This window comes from Actomonas aquatica (assembly GCF_019679435.2).
Lineage (GTDB): Bacteria > Verrucomicrobiota > Verrucomicrobiia > Opitutales > Opitutaceae > Actomonas > Actomonas aquatica.
This window is the reverse complement of sequence record NZ_CP139781.1, coordinates 4,367,647-4,385,147: the sequence shown is the minus strand read 5'-3', so window position 1 is coordinate 4,385,147 and position 17,501 is coordinate 4,367,647. Positions and strand designations below refer to the sequence as shown.

Genomic DNA, 17,501 nt, shown 5'->3' with positions numbered 1-17,501 from the left:
TCTTTCTCTTTATCTTTCTCTTTCTCCCTGCGGTTGGGCGGGGCAGTGGGCGGGTTTCGGTCGGCGAGGAGAAAGAGAAAGATAAAGAATAAAGAGAAAGATCCCCATCCCCATCCCCCAACCCGCATCCCGTATCCCGCATCCCGCATCCCGCATCCCGCATCCCGTATCCCGCATCTCGCATCCCGCATCCCCGCCCCCCATCCGGCATCCCGCCACATTCCCCGCGCAAATCCTTGGCAACTAACGCTCCACGTTTGCGCCACCCTTCATTCCCTTTCAATGGGTTCCTTTGCGCCCATGAAAACCCTCTCCCGCATCTTCCCCTTAGTTGCGATCCTCGCCTCGCCCGCGCTCCTGTCCGGGCAGACGACCGAGCCCGTCATCGAGGTGCCGGCCTACGAAGTGGTCACCACCCGGCTCACCACCACCAACGCCAGTCCCACGACCGACGTCTTCCTCGACGCCACCGCTGCGCCCGCCGAGTTCGCCCTCCCGGCCCTCGCCGAGCAATTCGCCGGCTTCTCCGTCGCGTCCAACCAGGCCCGTTCCTTCACCGACAATTTCTCCATCCGCGGCCTCACCAACACCCCCATCTTCGGCGCCCCCGCAGTCACCGTCTACCTCGACGACCTGCCCCTCGGCGCAGGCTTCACCTTCCCGTCCGACCTCACCGGCTTCGCCCGCGCCGAACTCCTCCGCGGCCCCGGCGCCGGCACCCGCTTCGGCCGCTCCGGTCCCGGCGGCATCCTGCTCCTCTCCACCCCGGCCTCGCCCGCCACCGCCACCGGCAGCCTCACCCTCGCCGCCGGTGAACACGGCCGCCGCACCGCCACCCTCACCGGCGCTTCCGCCGCTGGCGGCACGACCGACGCCTACGCCGCCGCCACCTGGAGCGAACGCGACGGCTACGTGCGCAACACCACCATCGACCAGGACGTCGATCCGCAGGAAACCCTCAGCGCCCTCGCCCGCTTCCGCTACCGTCCGACCGACACCACCGAACTCACCCTCTTTCTCAACGCCTTGCGCGCCCGCGACGGCGCCCAGCCGCTCGTGCCGCTCTTCGGCCCCTTCGACACCGTGCAACGCTCCGCCGAGGGCGTGACCGAGGTCGACACCTTCAACACCGCCCTCACCGCCGCCTTCGAGCTGCCCACCGGTCGCCTCACCGCCACCACCGGCTTCAGCCACTGGGACATGGGCCCCTACAACAACACCCTCGACTTCGGTTTCGCCGAGCTCGGCAACGGCTCCACCCTCAAACAGCGTAACCTCTCCGAGGAGATCATCTACACCGCCGGCGCCGACAGCCCTGCCGCCTGGCGCGTCGGTCTCTTCGCCAACGACGGTCGCACCAACGGCTCCTTCATCCGCGCCTTCGGCCCGCAGATTTTTGAAGAGTCCAGCTACCAATTCGACACCCTCGACCTCGCCGCCTTTGGCGAAGCCACCTTCCAAACCAGCGACGCCCTCGCCATCACCGTCGGCCTGCGCCTCGTGAAGACCGAGATGGACAGCGTCCGCACCGAAGTCATCCCCGTGCCGCAGGTCACCCCGGCCGAACACAAGTCCGACGCCATCCTGCCCCACCTCGACCTGCGCTACGACCTCGGCGCCAACACCACCGCCTTCGCCAACGTCGCCATGGGCTACAAGACCGGCGGCTTCTCCGCCTTCACCGGCAACGCCGTGCTCGCCCCCTACGACGCCGAATACACCACCGCCTACGAAGCCGGCCTCACCACCACCACCGCCGACGGCAAATTTTCCGCCACCCTCCGCGCCTACCTCTACGACATCGACGATTACCAGATCGAACGCTCCTTCGCCACCGGCACCAACCAGGCCGACGACTACCTCGTGGTCAACGCCGACACCGCCCGATCCATCGGCGGCGAAATCGAACTCGCCTGGCACCCGCTCGAGGGCCTCGACCTGACCGCCGCCTACGGCCGCACCGACGCCACCCTCACCGGCTTTACCGATCCCTACGCCGGCGACGTCTACGACGACAACCGCGTGCCCTACGTGCCCACCTACGACGCCTCCCTGCGCCTCGACTACCGTCACGCCAGCGGCGTCTTCGTCGGCGCCAGCCTCACCGCCACCGGCAAGACCTACTACACCGAGGCCGAAGATCCCACCTTCGCCCAGGACCGCTACACCCTCATCGGCGCGCGCCTCGGCTACGCCACCGCCCGCTACCGTATTCAGATTGTGGGCACCAACCTCGGTGACGAGGATTACTACAGCGCCATCACCCCCGGCACCTTCCACGGCACCCCCGGCGCCCCCCGCAGCATCTTCGGCGAACTCACCCTGCGCTTCTGAGCCAGCGCGTTCCTCCCCCACTGTAGTCGGGGTCGCCGACCCCGGCCCACCGTAGCCTCCGCGAGGGCGGATAGGTTTTTCTGTAACTGCATGGCACCTGCGAAACGTCGGTTTCGCATTGGAGGCCGAACGCCCCCGCCTGCTGCGGTCGCGCGCTCGCAACCTTAATGCCCCTGATCCCATGCCCTCCCTCGTCACCTCGGCGCCCCAGCGACGCGCCACCCCGCTTGCGGTCCGCCTCGGCGCCGCCGCCTTGCTCGTAATCCTCGCCCGCCCCCTCCTCGCCCAGAGTAGCTCCCCGGTGGAGTTTGCTACGCCCGCGTCCATTCCGTGGGCCGGCTACGACACCACCGTGGCCGACGTCGATGGCGACGGCGACTTCGATACCCTCGGCACCATCATCGCTGGCAATGAACTCCGCCTCAACCGCCAGACCAGCCCCGAGAAGTGGAGCGCGCAAAGCTTCGGCTTCGACCGCCTCGGTCTCCTCGCCGATGTCACCGGCGACGGCTCACCTGATGTGATTGCCATTGGCCGCACCACCGGCGTGGAGGTGCATGCCAACAACGGCAACGGCACCTTCACCAAAACCCAGACGCTGCCCAACACCGCGTTCACCCCGGAGATTCGTTCCCAACGCGGCGCCGCGGCCGACGTCGATGGCGACGGTGATCTCGACCTGATGATCACCAGCTATCGCTACAATCAGCGATACCACCTGCTCCTCAACGACGGCACCGGCAACTTCACCGTCGGTTGGCAGTCCTACTTCATTCCGGGTGAGCAGGCCAATGCCGTGAAGTTTGCCGACCTCGACAACGACGGCGACCCCGACTTCGTCGCCGTCGGCGGCAACCGTTACGCCAACGTCTGGATCAACAACGGCGACGGCACCTTCGACCCCGGCTACGCCATCAACGGCACCACTACCACGTGGTTCCCGGGAATCACCCAAGGGTCGCTCGACATCGCCGACCTCAATGGCGACGGCCGGTTGGACTTGATCGTCGCCGAAGACAACTACGCCAACGACCCGCTCCAACCGGTGGGCATTGCGTGGTATGAAAACACCGGGGACCTCAACACCTTCACCCGCCACCTGGCCACCACCGGCCGGGCTCGCGAAGGTTTCATTCCCGGCGAAACCCGCCCCTACTGGTATGTCGCCGCGGGCGACCTCGACGGCGACGGCGACATCGACTTCGTCGCCAGCGGCGACAACACCCCCTCCGACGCCTTCGTCAACGACGGCCAGGGCAACTTCACCAAAGTGTGGGAATCGACCGCTCCGATCGACGGCGTGAGCCTCGTGCCGGTCATGCGTTCGCAATACCTCGTCGACCTCGATGACGACGGCCAACTCGACTACTTCGGCTACGGCAGCTACACCGCGATTTTCTTCGGCGACAACCTGGTCGAGCCGCCGGTGCGCTGCGAAGACCTCGTCGAAGAACTCATGGCCGAGCTCACCGATCTCGACGCGATGCTCACCCTCGCCACCGATCAAATCGCCGCGCTCAACCAGCAGCTCGCCGCGGCGGATGCCGACAACACGGACCTCACCGCCCAACTCGCCGCCGCCCAGAGCACCCTCGCCCAAGTCACCGCCGAACTCGACGCTCTTAACGCCGACCACACCGCATTGCAGGCCAACCATACCGACACCCTCGCCGAGCTCGCCTCCGCCAATACCAATCTCACGCAGCTCGACCAACGGTTGCAGTCGCTCAACGACACGCACGCCGCGCTCGTCGCCACTCACAACACTGCCCTCGCGGAAATCGCCGACCTCCAATCCGCCCTCGCCACCGCCCAGACCCGCATCAGCGACATGGAGGACGACGCCGCCGCCGTGGCCGCCGCCGTCACCTCGATCGAGGAGGCGCTGTCATATCGCATCGCCGCCGACTTCGTCATCCCCGGCGACACCGCCGATGAGAAACTCGCGGTCCTCGCCGAAGCCCTCGCCGACCTCAACCGCGGCCAACGCAAAGCACTGCTCAGGGACCTCGGCTATCGCAAAGCCAAGCCCCGCGACCGCGAGACCGGTCGACGCCAGAACCACGGGAACTGATCGCGCTCAACCGCCCCCGTTTCCCACGGTCAAACCACCAAGAGGCCACCCTTCCGCAGGGTGGCCTTTGTTTTGGATTGGACGGTCGATCCGCAAAGGCATGCTCGCGTGCACCCATGTTCCCCACCAAGGCCTCCGGCCTGCTCCCCCTGCTGCTCCTGTGCATCGGCTTGGCTGCGCCCCAAGTCGCCATCGCCCAGGAGGACCCCATCGTCCCTCGGATCGTCGCCTACCCGGCCAACCAATCGGTCATCGCCGGCACCAGCCTCCGTCTGTCCGTATCGCTGCCGCCCTTTGTCTACGCCAGTGGCTACCAATGGCGCAAAGACGGCATCGCGATCGAAGGCGCGACCCGCTCCAGCCTCACCGTCTCCGCGATCCAGCCGACCGATGCCGGCAGCTACGATTGTGTGGTCACCACGAGTGACGGCGAGGAACTCCATCACCCCGCCGCCCACGTCGATGTGCTGACGGGAGTCCTGCCCTACACCATCTCCCCCTCCTACTCGATCGAACTTCGCGAAGGTGGCCGACTCTCCCTCGTCGGCGGCGCCCGCGGTGAACCGCCCTTCACCTACCAGTGGTTGAAAAACGGGACAGAGATCCCCGGCGCCACCAGTTCCAGTTACAGCAAAAGCAGCGTGACGCGCTCCGATCAGGGACTCTATCAGGTTCGCGCCACCAACGCCCACGGCAGCGCCCTCCTAAACCTCTGCAACATCACCGTCGTTCCAGCCATTCCACTCAACGTGCTGGGGCACCCCGCCACCTTGGTGGTGCACAGCGAGATGCCCCACCCAATCTATCCGGAGCAGTCGATCGGCGACCTGAATGGCCCGCTCCGCTTGCGCGATAGGTCGCTCGTTTTCCAAGCCGGTCCGAGCTTGATGATGTGGTCGAACGATCAGCTCTCCGTCCTCGCCACCCGCTACGACGCTGACCCTGCCGGCCTCGCCGTGGAAGACCTGCACGCTTGGTCGGAACCAGACAACGGCGACGTCTATTTCATCGCCAACCCGAGCGCGTCCGTCATGGCGGTCCATCGCTGGCGGGCCGGCGCGGTCGACACGATTGCTCGCACCGGCGACCTCGCGCCCAACGGTGAGACCTACGCTTCCTTCAGCCACGTGGCCGCCCGCGATGGCACCCTTCTGTTTGTCGGTGAGACCTCCGGTCCGAACGGTAACTCCACCCATGTATTCCGGCAGATCAACGGCGGCCCCGTCCATACGCTGCTCGCCGCCGGCACCGAGCTGCCGGGCCCGACCGGCCCTTTCGCCACGATTCTTTGGGATTACCCGCCGAGCTTCGACGGCGAACACTTTGTCGCGTGGATGCAGGACGCGGCCGGCAACGGCGGTCTATTCGCCCTCAGCTCGTTCGGCCAGATTCAGACCTTTCTCGACTTCACCTCAACCGACTACGGCAGCGTGCTCAGCATGACGGACGTCGAAGGCGATGAAGTGATCGCCAGCACGTGGTGGAATGGCCGCCCGGACTTTCGCTTTAACGCCGCCGGCGAACTCCTCGGTGTAACCGATGGGCCACTCTACAACGACACCCAACGGCTCGCCATCCTCTCGCCCGGCCGCTACCTGCGCATCGGCTCCCGCAACATCGAGCTTCACGCGGGCTCGGCCTCCGTTCCGGTGGTGTCCCGCGGTGGCTCTTACTTAGGCGCGACCGGCGAAGTGATCGCGACCGACGCCGATGCCCAGGACGGCGAAGTCGCGCTCCTACTGCAACAGCCGTCCTTCGAACGACCCGAATACCTCATCGGGATCATCCGTCCTGTCCCCGCAAGCGCCACACCCCTCATGACCCATTCACCGGTCAGCCAATGGGTCGAACCCGGTAAATCCATCGTGCTGTCCGCCTTTGCCTCCGGCGGCGGCCTCACCTGGCAATGGTTCAAAGACGGACAGCCCATCGACTCTCCCACCGCGAACGCTCTGCCGATCACGAACATCACCGCCGCCGACCTCGGCAACTACTCCGTCGTCGCGACCAATACATTCGGAGAGGCCACCAGCGACACCGCGACCCTCAGTTGGCTCGACGCTCCGTCATCCCCACCGCGACTGCTCGCCGAACCGGCCGACCAAATCCGCCTGGCTGGCTCGCAGTTCGTGATTCAAGTCCCCTTCGATCCCGGGGTCGGCACCGGCGCGATCGCCTACGCGTGGTATTACAACGGTCAAAAAATCCGCGGTGCGTATGGGCTTTCGGTGGACTCTGCGCAGCCCTACATCGGCGGCACCTACCGCTTCGAGATCACCACCGAGCACGGCACGGTCTCCTCCCGCGAGTTCACCATCACCGATGCCACTCCGCCTTGGCCGGATCTGCCGGAGGAGTTCGAAATCCAAGACTTCACCTACATCGACGGCATCGCGCGTTTCACCGTGCCCACCATTCCGGCCCACACTTACGAAACACAGTTCACCACCGACCTCACCGGCGAGTGGCAGTCCCTCGGCACCTTCATCGCCCAAGACTACACCACCACGCGCGCCTACGCGATGAACGTCGAGACGCAGCTCTTTTTCCGCGTCCGAGCCGCCCTGCCCACCGATTGATTTCGGCCAGCGCAGCCGCACCGTTCCGATTTACGTTTTTGCATCCGGTGCCGATAGCACTATCGCTGTAGCACCCTTACCCCGAACGACATGTCTGCAACCCCTCCTGCCGCCGACCGTGCGCGGTCCTCACTCCTCGCGTCTGCCCTCATCGCGGCCGGCGTTGGCGGTGCCGTGGGTGCAGTCCTCAGTGGCCTAAACCAGACGTCCGCCGTCGGCATCGTGCTCACCGCGCTCGGCAGCGCCGCCGTCACCGCCGCCGCCGTGGTCTGGGCCGTGCGGCGTGATCGCCATACAACCACCGCCACCACCGACAACGTTTCCGAGCAACCCACCACGCTCACCACCCGCGAGCGCGACATGCTCCTCGGCCTGCTCCAACACGTCGACGATCGCATCTACTTCAAAGACCGCGACTCGCGCTTCGTCCTCGTCAGCCGCTCCCTCGCCCGCGCCTTCGGCCTCAAATCGTCCTTCGCCGCCATCGGCAAAACCGACTTCGATTTCTTCGACACCGATCACGCCCAACGCGCCTTCGACGACGAACGCCGCATCATGGAAACCGGCGAAGCCGTGCGCGGGCAGATCGAGAAAGAAACCTGGACCGGCGGCGAACCCACCTGGGGCCTCACCACCAAGATCCCCCTCTACGACGACGTGGGCAACGTCATCGGCACCTGCGGCATCACCAAGGACGTCACCCAACTCAAGAAAACCGAGGAACAACTCGGCCAGGCCCGCGACGAAGCCCTCAAAGCCAGCAAGGCCAAGAGCGAATTCCTCGCCAACATGAGCCACGAGCTACGCACGCCCATGAACGGCGTCATCGGCATGAGCGAGCTCCTCCTCGATACCGACCTGCAACCCCGCCAACGCGAGTTCGCCGAGACCATCCAATCCTCCGCCGACGCCCTGCTGCACGTCATCAACGAGATCCTCGATTTCTCCAAAATCGAGTCCGGCAAACTTCGTTTCGAGACCATCGACTTCGACCTCGTGGAGACCGCCGAGTCCACCATCGACATGTTTATCGAGGCCGCCTCCCGCAAGGGCATCGAACTCGCCTGCGAGGTCCCGGCCGACGTTCCGCGCGCCCTCCGCGGCGACCCCGTGCGCCTGCGCCAGATCCTCTCCAACCTCATCAACAACGCCATCAAGTTCACCGCCCAGGGCGAGGTCGTCGTGCGCTTCACCGCCGAGTCCGCAGACGACACCCACGTCACTCTCGGCTGCATGGTGAGCGACACCGGCCTGGGCATCAGCCCCGAACAACAGGCCGTGTTGTTCCAACCCTTCGTGCAGGCCGACAGTTCCACCACCCGCCGCTTCGGCGGCACCGGCCTCGGCCTCGCCATCGTGCGCCAATTGGTCGAAATGATGGGCGGCGCCGTTTCCCTCCGCAGCCGCGTCGGCGAAGGCTCCACCTTTGGCTTCACCGCCCGCTTCGAGAAACAGCAGGGCCCCGCCAAAACGCCCCCCGCGCTCTATCACCGCCACCTCTTCGATCTGCGCGTCCTCATCGTCGACGACAACGCCACCAACCGCCAGATCCTCCGCCATCAACTGCACGCCTGGAAGATCCACCGCGACTGCGCCGAGAACGGCGAGGAGGCCCTCTACCAACTGCGCCAGGCCGCCGCCCAAAACCGTCCCTACCATCTCGCGCTGCTCGACATGCAGATGCCCAATATGGACGGACTCGAGCTCGCCCATCACATCCGCCGCGACCCCGCCCTCGCCGACCTGCGCCTCATCATCCTTTCGTCGCTCAACCACGACTACGATCCCGACGCCGAGGCCGAGGCCCAGATCAGCGCCCACCTCGTTAAACCCGTCAAACAGGCGCAACTGCTCGACACCCTCGTGTCCGTGCTCGGCGACCTCTCGCAACCCGCCGCCGATGCGCCCGACGACGACTCCGCCAGCGCCGACGCGCGCCGCCCCTCCTCGCTCGACACCGACCCCACCGGCCCCACCGGCAGCCTCCACCTCGCCCTCGCCGAAGACAACCCCGTCAACCGCCGTGTAGCGGTCGCACAACTACGCCGCCTCGGTCACCGCGTGTCCGTCGCCGAAGACGGCCGGGAGCTGCTCCGTCTGCTCGCCGGCAGCCGCCACGAGATCGTGTTTCTCGATTGCCAGATGCCCGAAATGGACGGCTACGAAGCCGCCCGCGAAATCCGCCGCCGCGAAGCCGACGGCAGCGCCACCTGGCCCACCCCGTTGCACATCATCGCCATGACCGCGCACGCCCTCCACGGCGACCGCGAGCGTTGCCTCGCCGCCGGCATGAATGACTACGTGGCCAAACCCGTCAAAGTCGCCGAGCTGCGCAAGGCCCTCGACACCGCGCGCCAGGCCAGCCGCATCCACGGCTGATTTCTTGCCAGCGCGGGACGACTCTGCAGCGTCCCCCGCATGCCTTCGCCGTCGCTGCCCACTCGCGGGCTTCTCACCGGACTCGGCCTGCTCGCAGTGGCCTGCGCCCTCACCGCTTGTTCCCGCACCGCGCCCGCCGACACCGCCCGCGCCGAAAATCAAATTCTCATCAGCGTTGGCCTCGAACCATCCTCGCTCGATCCGCATCGCAACACCGGCTCGTCCGAATCCTCCATCATCAGCGCGCTTTGGGATCCGCTCGTCGATTGGAACGCCGACATCTCCGCCGTCGAGCCCGCCGCCGCCCAGAGTTGGGAGATCTCGCCCGACGGCCGCACCTACACCTTCCACCTCGACCCGCGCAACCGCTGGTCCAACGGCGATCCCGTCACCGCCCAACAGTGGGTCGAGTCGCTCATCCGTTTTGTCACCCCATCCCTCGCCGCCGAACTCGCCGTCAAAGCTTACCCCATCGTCGGCGTGGAGGACTATTTCAACGGTCGCACCACCGACCCTTCCACCCTCGGCATCCACGCGCCCGACGACCACACGCTCGTGCTCACCCTGCGCGAACCCACCGCCGGATTCCTCGGCATGCTCACCGCCTACCCGTGGTTGCCCGTGCACTTTCCCAGCGTGCGCGCCGCCGGCGATCCCTACAGCCTGAGCACCAACTTCACCCGCCCCGGCGAACTCGTCACCAACGGCCCCTACAAACTCACCGATTGGCGGCCCAACCAATACGTCGAAGTCACGCGCAACCCGCACTACCCGCGCGAGGTGGAAGCCGACTCGATTCGCTTCTTCGCCATCGACAGCCTCGACGCCGAGGAGCGCGCCTTCCGCACCGGCCAACTCCACCTCACCAACGGCGTGCCCAGCCACAAGATCGCCATCTATCGCGAGGCCAACGATCCCGCCCTGCGCATCACGCCGCGTGTCGCCACCAGTTACATTTCCTTCAACACCACCCGCCCACCCTTCGACGATGTGCGCGTGCGTCAGGCCTTTTCCCTCGCCCTCGATCGCCGCCAACTCGCCGACGCCGTCATCCGCACCGGCGCCCCGCCGTCCTACGCTTTCGTCGGTCCCGTCCCCGGTCACACCCCGGGCACCGTGCTCACCGAATCCGTGACCGAGGCCCGCCGTCTTCTCGCCGAGGCTGGCTACCCCGACGGGGCCGGTTTTCCCTCCGTCGAATACCTCTACAACACCAACGAGCGCAACCGACAGATCGGCGAAGCCATTCAGCAAATGTGGAAGGTAAACCTCGGCGTCGACGTCACCCTGCACAACCAGGAGTGGAAGGTCTTCCTCGACTCCCGCCAGCAACAGGCCTTCGACCTCGCCCGCGGTTCCTGGCTGCCGTGGACCCCCGAACCCATCGAGCTCTACGAACTCATGAAGGGCGACAGCGGCACCAACAATTCCGGCTGGGTCCACGCCGACTACGACGCCCTCTACGAAGAGGCCCGCCGCACCGTCGACCCCGCCGCCCGCGAAGCGCTCTACCACCAGATGGACGCCATCCTCGCCGAAGAGATGCCGGTCATCCCCTACGCCTACTACGCCGTCACGCGCCTGGTGGATCCGCGCATCGACAACTGGCGCCAGAACATCCTCGAACTCACGCCCTGGCGCCTCGTCGGCTTCAAGACCACCGACTGAGCACTGGCGTCAATACTGCCCCAGCGCCAGCCGCCGAGCGTCCGGCCCCTCACCCGCGGCATCGAGCCGCACGAACTCCCGCTGGAGACCGTAAGGCGTGTTGCGCCCGAAGTAGGACGCGCTCGCCTGCAGCATCGCCGCAAACCGATCCGCGAAGGATTTGTTCTCAGCCGCAAAACTCAACCGCGTCTCCCACAACAATACCCGCCGCCCCGAGCGCTGCATCGTCGGATAATCATAAGCCGCGATGACCAGATAATACCGCTCCTGCTCCAGCTCGGTCCGGAGATCGGCCAACTTAAAATCCGTCGAACTCACCCGGTTCTCAATCATCAGCCCCGCCAGCTCCTCGTAGTAGCCCAACACCTTGGCCACCTCGATCAGGTTGCCGGCCGGCGAATTCACCTTCGACACCGAACCGCGATGGTTTTGATCCAGATACACCGGCGCCGCGTTCCGCCCGCGCTCCGGCGCCGTGCGTCCGCGATGCACCACGATCAGCAAATCCGCCGCCTCGCGGTTTTCGGCCGGCTTGAACCCTTCGTTTTCCAAGACCGCCCCGAGCTCCTCCTCGATGTCGGCAAAGCTCACCGCCTCGAGGGCCTCATCATCGGTCCCGCTCAGGTTGTATTGGCCCATGTTGATCACAAACGACTCCGCATACTCCGGACCCGCCTCGACCGGCGTTCGTTGATAACTGCCATGCGTCTTGGCATAGGTGACAAGTTTGGCCGTTTCAGCCGTGAGCAGGCTGGCGCCCAGACACAGGGTCAGGCTGCCCAGCAGGAGGGATGTAGTGCGTTTCATGATACAAACGGAACGAGGGGTTGGCGATGAGGGGGAGGGGTATGGCGAAAGCAGGCCAGCACTACGCCCAAAGGGGATGAGTCCGCCGGAATTTCCCAATGTTCCCCGCGCCCGGGTTAACCCACTGCCGCGCCCCCTGAAGATTTGACTTCAACCCAGCCCGCCGCCGACCTGTCAGACCTACTATGTCGACAGCGCGCAATCACGTCCGGGAACAGGAAGCCGGCATCTACATCGGCAACCAGGAGGACAAGGCCAACCTGTCCAACCCGATCTCGCGCGCCCTCGTGCAAGGTTTCGACCGCGCCTTCCTCGCCGCCCTCGCCGCCGCTGCCCCCCGCTCCATCCTCGAGGTCGGTTGCGGCGAAGGTCGCCTCGCCACCCTCATGGCCGAGCAACACCCCGTCGATATCCTCGCCACCGATTTTTCCACCGCGCTCATCGCCGGCAACGCTCCCCTCGCCACCGAGCGCCTCCACTTCGCCCAAGCCAGCGCCTACGAGCTGAGCCGCACCGCCCACGCCCGCGACGTGGTGGTCTGCTGCGAAGTCCTCGAACACCTCGAAGAGCCCGCCATCGGCCTCGCCCGCATGCATGCCCTCGGCGCGCGCTACTACGTGCTGTCCGTCCCCCACGAACCCATCTGGCGCGTTCTCAACATGGCGCGCGGCAAATACTGGGGCGACCTCGGCAACACCCCCGGTCACCTCAACCACTGGACCGGCGCCGCCTTCGGCCGCCTGCTCGCCACCCAAGGTTTCACCGTTGAACGCTGGCTCAACCCCTTCCCCTGGCTCATGGTGCTCGCCCGTCGCACCAGCACCTAACCCCACCGAGGGCGTAGACTGGGGACACCCTCCGCCACCCACCCCCAAATGGACCCGTGTAGGCCCTGGGGTTACCCCCGAGGGAAAAGGGTAATGGCAACTATTTACATTAAGGATGCTAACGGTCCTTGAGGTTTGCCCCCCATTTAACGTAAAAGAAGCCCCTCGTGAACGCTGGTTCTACGCCCCATTTTCCGGGACGGAATTCCTGCGGTCGCCGCCTGGCCAGGCACCTCAGGGTCTATCCCCACTACCAAGTCTTTCTGGTTTCCCCACTGGTGAGAACACCCGGCTCCTTTGCCCCCCGCCCCTCCGCGACCCCTCTCCCGCCCCCACCGGCGTGACTTGTCGGCATGCGCTCCCTCTCTCCCCGCTCCCCGTCGTTCATTTCCTTCCTCACGTCGTCCCGCACGGTGTGGCTGGCGGTGCCCACCCTCATCATCGCCTGTGCCTTCCTGCTCTATTCCGAAATCCAGCTGCGCGAGGAAGTCATCACTCACCAGCAGCACCTGAACAGGATCCGCAGCGCTCACGTCCATCTCGGGCAAGGCATGCTCCATGTCACTCTCGCGGCGTCAGACGCCACCGGTTTCGACCGCGCCGCCGGTTTGACCCACTTTTCCCAATGCTTGGAACTTCTGGACTCCTTGCAGCCGGAACTCCTCGCCGACGGCGAATCCCTTCACCCCGACGATTACCGCGCCTTCACCGCCGACCTCGAACTCTTCCGCAGCCTGGTCGAAGACCTCCCGCGGGACCGTCACGACTTATCCAACACCCTCCGCCGCGAGTTGGAGGAATCCTTCCGGCGGCTGTCCGACTTTCTGGTCGAGGCCGAGAACCTTCACCATCATCAACTGCTGGAATCCGGCCGCGGCTGGGAACGGGGGATCCTCGCCACCGCCTCCATCATCGTCGCCATGCTCTGCAGCGTCCTCGGCGGGGCCTTTTTGCTGCTGCGCCGTTTCAAAGCCGACGCCAACGAGCTTCGCCAAAGTGAACTCCTGCTCGCCAGCATCGGCGACAACCTGCCCCAAGCCTACGTCTACCAATGGCACCGGGCCCACGATGCCCCCCCTCGCTTCACCTACCTCTCTCGCGGCGTCGAAAACGTGCACGGTGTCCCCCGCGCCGAGGCCCTCGCCGATGCCAATCTCGTCCTCAGCCAACTCGAAGGAAATGTGCGCCAACGCCTCCTCGAAGCCGAGGACACCCACGCCCAAAGCCTCTCCCCCCTCGAGATCGAATTGTCCTTCCGCCGGGCCGACGGTGCCCACCGTCAACTCATCCTCCGCGCCCGCCCCCAACGCCTCGCCGATGGGGTCTACCAATGGGACGGCATCTGCGCCGACATCACCGAACAGCGCCAGCATGAACTCGCCCACCTCCAGATCGACGCCGACCTCAAAGCCGTCAGTGAACTCGCCCATATCGGCACTTGGTCCTTCGACCCCGCCACCGGCGATGGCTACTGGAGCGACGAAGTCGCCCGTATTCACGATCTTGCCCCCGATGAATACACCTCCCGGCGAATCGGCCTGAGCGTCTACCCCGAGCCCTGGCTCTCCCGCATCCAAGCCGCCATTCGCGACGCCATCGAACACGCCCGCCCCTACGAACTCGACCTCTTCATGGTCACCCCCGCCGGCAACAAAAAATGGGTGCGTGCCCTCGGCTTCCCCGTGCTCGAAGACGGCGATGTTGTCCGCCTCCGCGGCACGATTCAGGACATCACCGAACGCAAACTGGCCCACCAACGCATCGCCACCAGCGAAGCCCAGTTCCGCCTCCTCTTCGAAGAAGCCGCCGACGGTATCATCCTCCTCACCAAGGACCACCGGATGAACAAGGCCAACCAGCACCTGCTCGATCTGCTCGGCCAGGACGGCGAAAACCTCATCAACACCCCGCTGGACGCCATCATTTTGCCGGCCGACCGCGAAAGCGTTCGCCGCCGTCTCCTCGCCATCGACACCGGCGCCACCGACCTGCTGGAAGTTCAACTCCAACACGCCGACGGCCACGCCGTGGACTCCGAAATCGGTATCCGTCGCCTCACCAACGACCGCCTCGTCTGCATCGTGCGCGACCTCACCCGCCGCCGCCAAGCCGAACGCCGCTCCGCCCTCCACGTCGCCGTCACCGAAGCCCTCGCCCACGCCCACCACGTCGGCGAAAGTGCCGAACGCGTCATCGAACTGTTCTGCGAATACCTCGACTGGGACTACGGCGTATTCTGGCGCGTCAACGGCCCCGGCACCCACCTCCACTACACCGCCCATTGGTATCCCGGGAGTTCCGATTATTGCGACCTCGCCGATCACCACCGCCAGGCCCCGCTCACTCGCGGCCAGGGTTTCGCCGGCTGCATCTGGGACGAGGGCCGCAGCCGCTGGGACGATTGCACCGTAGACCTCGCCGACGACGACATCCCTCCCGAACTCGTCTCCCAGCTCAAACTTCGCGCCCGCCTCGCCGTGCCGGTCAACCTCCGCGGCAAGACCCTCGGCGTCTTCGAGTTCTATAGCCAACAGCCCCCCGCCGCCCGCACCGACTTGCTTAACTTCCTCGCCGGCCTCGGCACCCAGTTTGGCTTCTTCATCGAACGCACCCAACTCAGCGAGTCCGTCCTCCAAGCCCAGAAAATGGAAGCCATGGGCACCCTCTCCGGCGGCATCGCCCACGACTTCAACAACCTCCTCTCCGCCATCGTCGGCCACACCGAACTCGCCGCCTACTGCCTCGACGACCGCGCCGAAGCCGAGGAAAACCTCACCCAAGTCAAAAAGGCCACCAAGCGCGCCTCTCAACTGGTCCGCCAACTCCTCGACTTCTCCCGCCGCGCCGACGAAGAGACGCCCGCCCAACGCATCCCCGTCGATCTCCACCAGATCATCACCGAGACCAGCGCCTTCCTCCGCGCCTCCATCCCGCACAATATCCGCCTCGATATCCAGCTGCCCCCGGAACTCCCCGCCACCCTCGCCGACCCCACCCAACTCCAACAAGTCCTGCTCAACCTCGGCACCAACGCCATCCACGCCATGGGCGCGGAGCCCGGCACCCTCACCTACTCCGCCGACACCGTAGACTTGACCCCGCCCCCCGACGCCCAATCCGTCCTCTCCGCCGGCACCTACCTCCACATCCAGGTCTCCGACACCGGTCACGGCATGGACGAAACCACCCGCGCGCGCATCTTCGAACCGTTCTTCACCACCAAAAAGCGCCAGGAAGGCACCGGCCTCGGCCTCGCCGTCACCCACTCCATTATCCGCAGCCACGGCGGCTCCATCGCCGTGGAATCCGAACCCGGCCTCGGCACCACTTTCCACCTCCACCTCCCAGCCTCCTCCTCCCCCCCGGGCACGGCCTCCGGCGGCGGCCACGCCGACCTCGCCATCTCCGACACCGACCCCGCCACCGACGCCCTCGAGTCCCACGCCGGCCGCGGCGAAACCATCCTCCTCGTCGAAGACGAATCCTCCGTCGCCCGCCCCGTGCAACACCTGCTGGAGATGGCTCACTACCACGTCGTCGTCTGCCTCAACCCCAGTGCCGCGCTGGACATCTTCCAAGACGCTCCCGACCGCTTCGACCTCATGCTCACGGACTACGCCATGCCGGAACTCGACGGCTTGGAACTCACCCGCCGGGTCAAAGCCATCCGCGCCGACCTCCCCATTGTGCTCACCAGTGGGCTTATCGGCACCCTCCCCCCTCAGGTCATCATCGACGCCGGCGTGTCCCTCCTGCTCCCCAAACCCGTCACGTCGCAGCGCTTGCTTAAAACGATTCGGCAGACGCTCGACGCTTAGCCTCGCGCTCTCGCCAAGCCTCGTAGCGGTCCATCAACGCGAGACTGCTATCCAGCTCCGACGCATCCACCACGGTCAGACCCGATTGCTGAAAAAGCGTCACGATCTGCTCCCCCGCCACCGTATCGCCGATCGACTCCAGCGCCTCCAAGAGCTTCGGCAAATACGGCCGATCAAAGTCCTTCCGCAGAAAACACAGCGTCGCGATGTAGGGCTCCGACGACGCCAGCACCACCAAATCGCGCCCGATCTGGGGGTTGAGTTCCGCCATCAACTCCAGCGAACGCCGCGTCACCAGTCCCACGTCCACCTGCCCGAAGAACACCGGCAATAGCACCTGCGACACCTTCGGCTGCATCGAAGGCTCCCCCTCAAAAAACGCCTCCGGCCCTCCCTCCACCCCCATCGCGTCCAACTCCAGGGTCAACCAGCGCACCGCCAAGCCCGTGCGCGGCGCATCCCACCCCCGCAACGTCCGCCCGCGCAGATCCGCGAGCTCCGTCCACCCGCGGTCCCGCCGCGCCACCACCACAAACTCCTGCCACTCCACCTCCCCGTCCGTGCCCAACAACACCGGCCCCACCTCGATCTGGTCCCGCACTTCCCAAAACTCCTCCAACGTCACCGCAATGCCTTCCACCTGCCCGTTCCGCACCCGCCCCACCAAGTCGTCCAAGGTATCGAACAGGTAGATATTCGTCGAAACCTGGAACCCCCACCCATCCAAAATCGCATTCGACCACACCCGCACCGCCGCATGCGCATCATTGGAATTCACCGTGCGAAACAGCCGCTGCGAAAACCCAAACCGCACCAAGTCTTTCTCGCCCTCTCCCGCCTCCTCGCCCTCACCCCGCACACCCACCAACGCCACGCAAAGGCCCAACCCGATCAACCGGAGACGTCGTCCCGTCAGGCACCAGCCCACCGCTTCACCACAACCCAACCAAGCGCATTGGAGCCGATTTCGAATCACGAAGACCAGTAGCATCGTCACGATGGCTACAAACTCCAG

Annotated in this window: 9 protein-coding genes; 7 read left to right on the top strand and 2 right to left on the bottom strand. The window is 65.5% G+C overall.

The features are described from left to right. The first annotated feature begins 300 nt into the window (after positions 1-300). From K1X11_RS16685 to K1X11_RS16665, 5 genes are all read left to right on the top strand, one after another. Positions 301-2,334, top strand: coding sequence for a TonB-dependent receptor (locus K1X11_RS16685; RefSeq protein WP_221031376.1), 2,034 nt, complete (start codon positions 301-303; stop codon positions 2,332-2,334). Between the two features lie 181 nt (positions 2,335-2,515). Continuing rightward, positions 2,516-4,408: an FG-GAP repeat domain-containing protein gene (locus tag K1X11_RS16680; protein ID WP_221031375.1), complete on the top strand. Its 1,893-nt coding sequence runs from the start codon at positions 2,516-2,518 to the stop codon at positions 4,406-4,408. A gap of 116 nt (positions 4,409-4,524) precedes the next feature. Next, positions 4,525-6,987 carry an immunoglobulin domain-containing protein gene (locus tag K1X11_RS16675; protein ID WP_221031374.1) on the top strand — a complete coding sequence of 821 codons (2,463 nt, stop codon included), beginning with the start codon at positions 4,525-4,527 and terminating at the stop codon, positions 6,985-6,987. Positions 6,988-7,077: 90 nt separating this feature from the next. Next, the gene (locus tag K1X11_RS16670; protein ID WP_221031373.1) at positions 7,078-9,366 is read left to right on the top strand and encodes a PAS domain-containing hybrid sensor histidine kinase/response regulator; all 2,289 of its coding nucleotides are present in this window, start codon (positions 7,078-7,080) and stop codon (positions 9,364-9,366) included. Positions 9,367-9,405: 39 nt separating this feature from the next. Further along, positions 9,406-11,034 (top strand): peptide ABC transporter substrate-binding protein, encoded by a 1,629-nt coding sequence (locus tag K1X11_RS16665; protein WP_221031372.1) that lies wholly within the window; start codon positions 9,406-9,408, stop codon positions 11,032-11,034. A 9-nt stretch (positions 11,035-11,043) separates the two neighbouring features. Here the strand turns inward: K1X11_RS16665 and K1X11_RS16660 are convergent, their stop codons facing one another. Continuing rightward, complete coding sequence (locus K1X11_RS16660; protein ID WP_221031371.1) at positions 11,044-11,841, bottom strand: hypothetical protein; 798 nt, start codon at positions 11,839-11,841, stop codon at positions 11,044-11,046. A 185-nt stretch (positions 11,842-12,026) separates the two neighbouring features. On the opposite strand from K1X11_RS16660, the gene K1X11_RS16655 reads away from it, so the two are divergent. Both K1X11_RS16655 and K1X11_RS16650 read left to right on the top strand, forming a co-directional pair. Beyond that, on the top strand, positions 12,027-12,668 hold the full coding sequence (locus tag K1X11_RS16655; protein WP_221031370.1) for a class I SAM-dependent methyltransferase: 642 nt from the start codon (positions 12,027-12,029) through the stop codon (positions 12,666-12,668). Between the two features lie 353 nt (positions 12,669-13,021). Beyond that, the gene (locus K1X11_RS16650) at positions 13,022-16,486 is read left to right on the top strand and encodes a PAS domain S-box protein (RefSeq protein ID WP_221031369.1); all 3,465 of its coding nucleotides are present in this window, start codon (positions 13,022-13,024) and stop codon (positions 16,484-16,486) included. Here the strand turns inward: K1X11_RS16650 and K1X11_RS16645 are convergent. Continuing rightward, on the bottom strand, positions 16,455-17,477 hold the full coding sequence (locus K1X11_RS16645; protein ID WP_221031368.1) for a phosphate/phosphite/phosphonate ABC transporter substrate-binding protein: 1,023 nt from the start codon (positions 17,475-17,477) through the stop codon (positions 16,455-16,457). The two genes, K1X11_RS16650 and K1X11_RS16645, sit on opposite strands and share 32 nt — an antisense overlap. Positions 17,478-17,501: the final 24 nt, after the last annotated feature.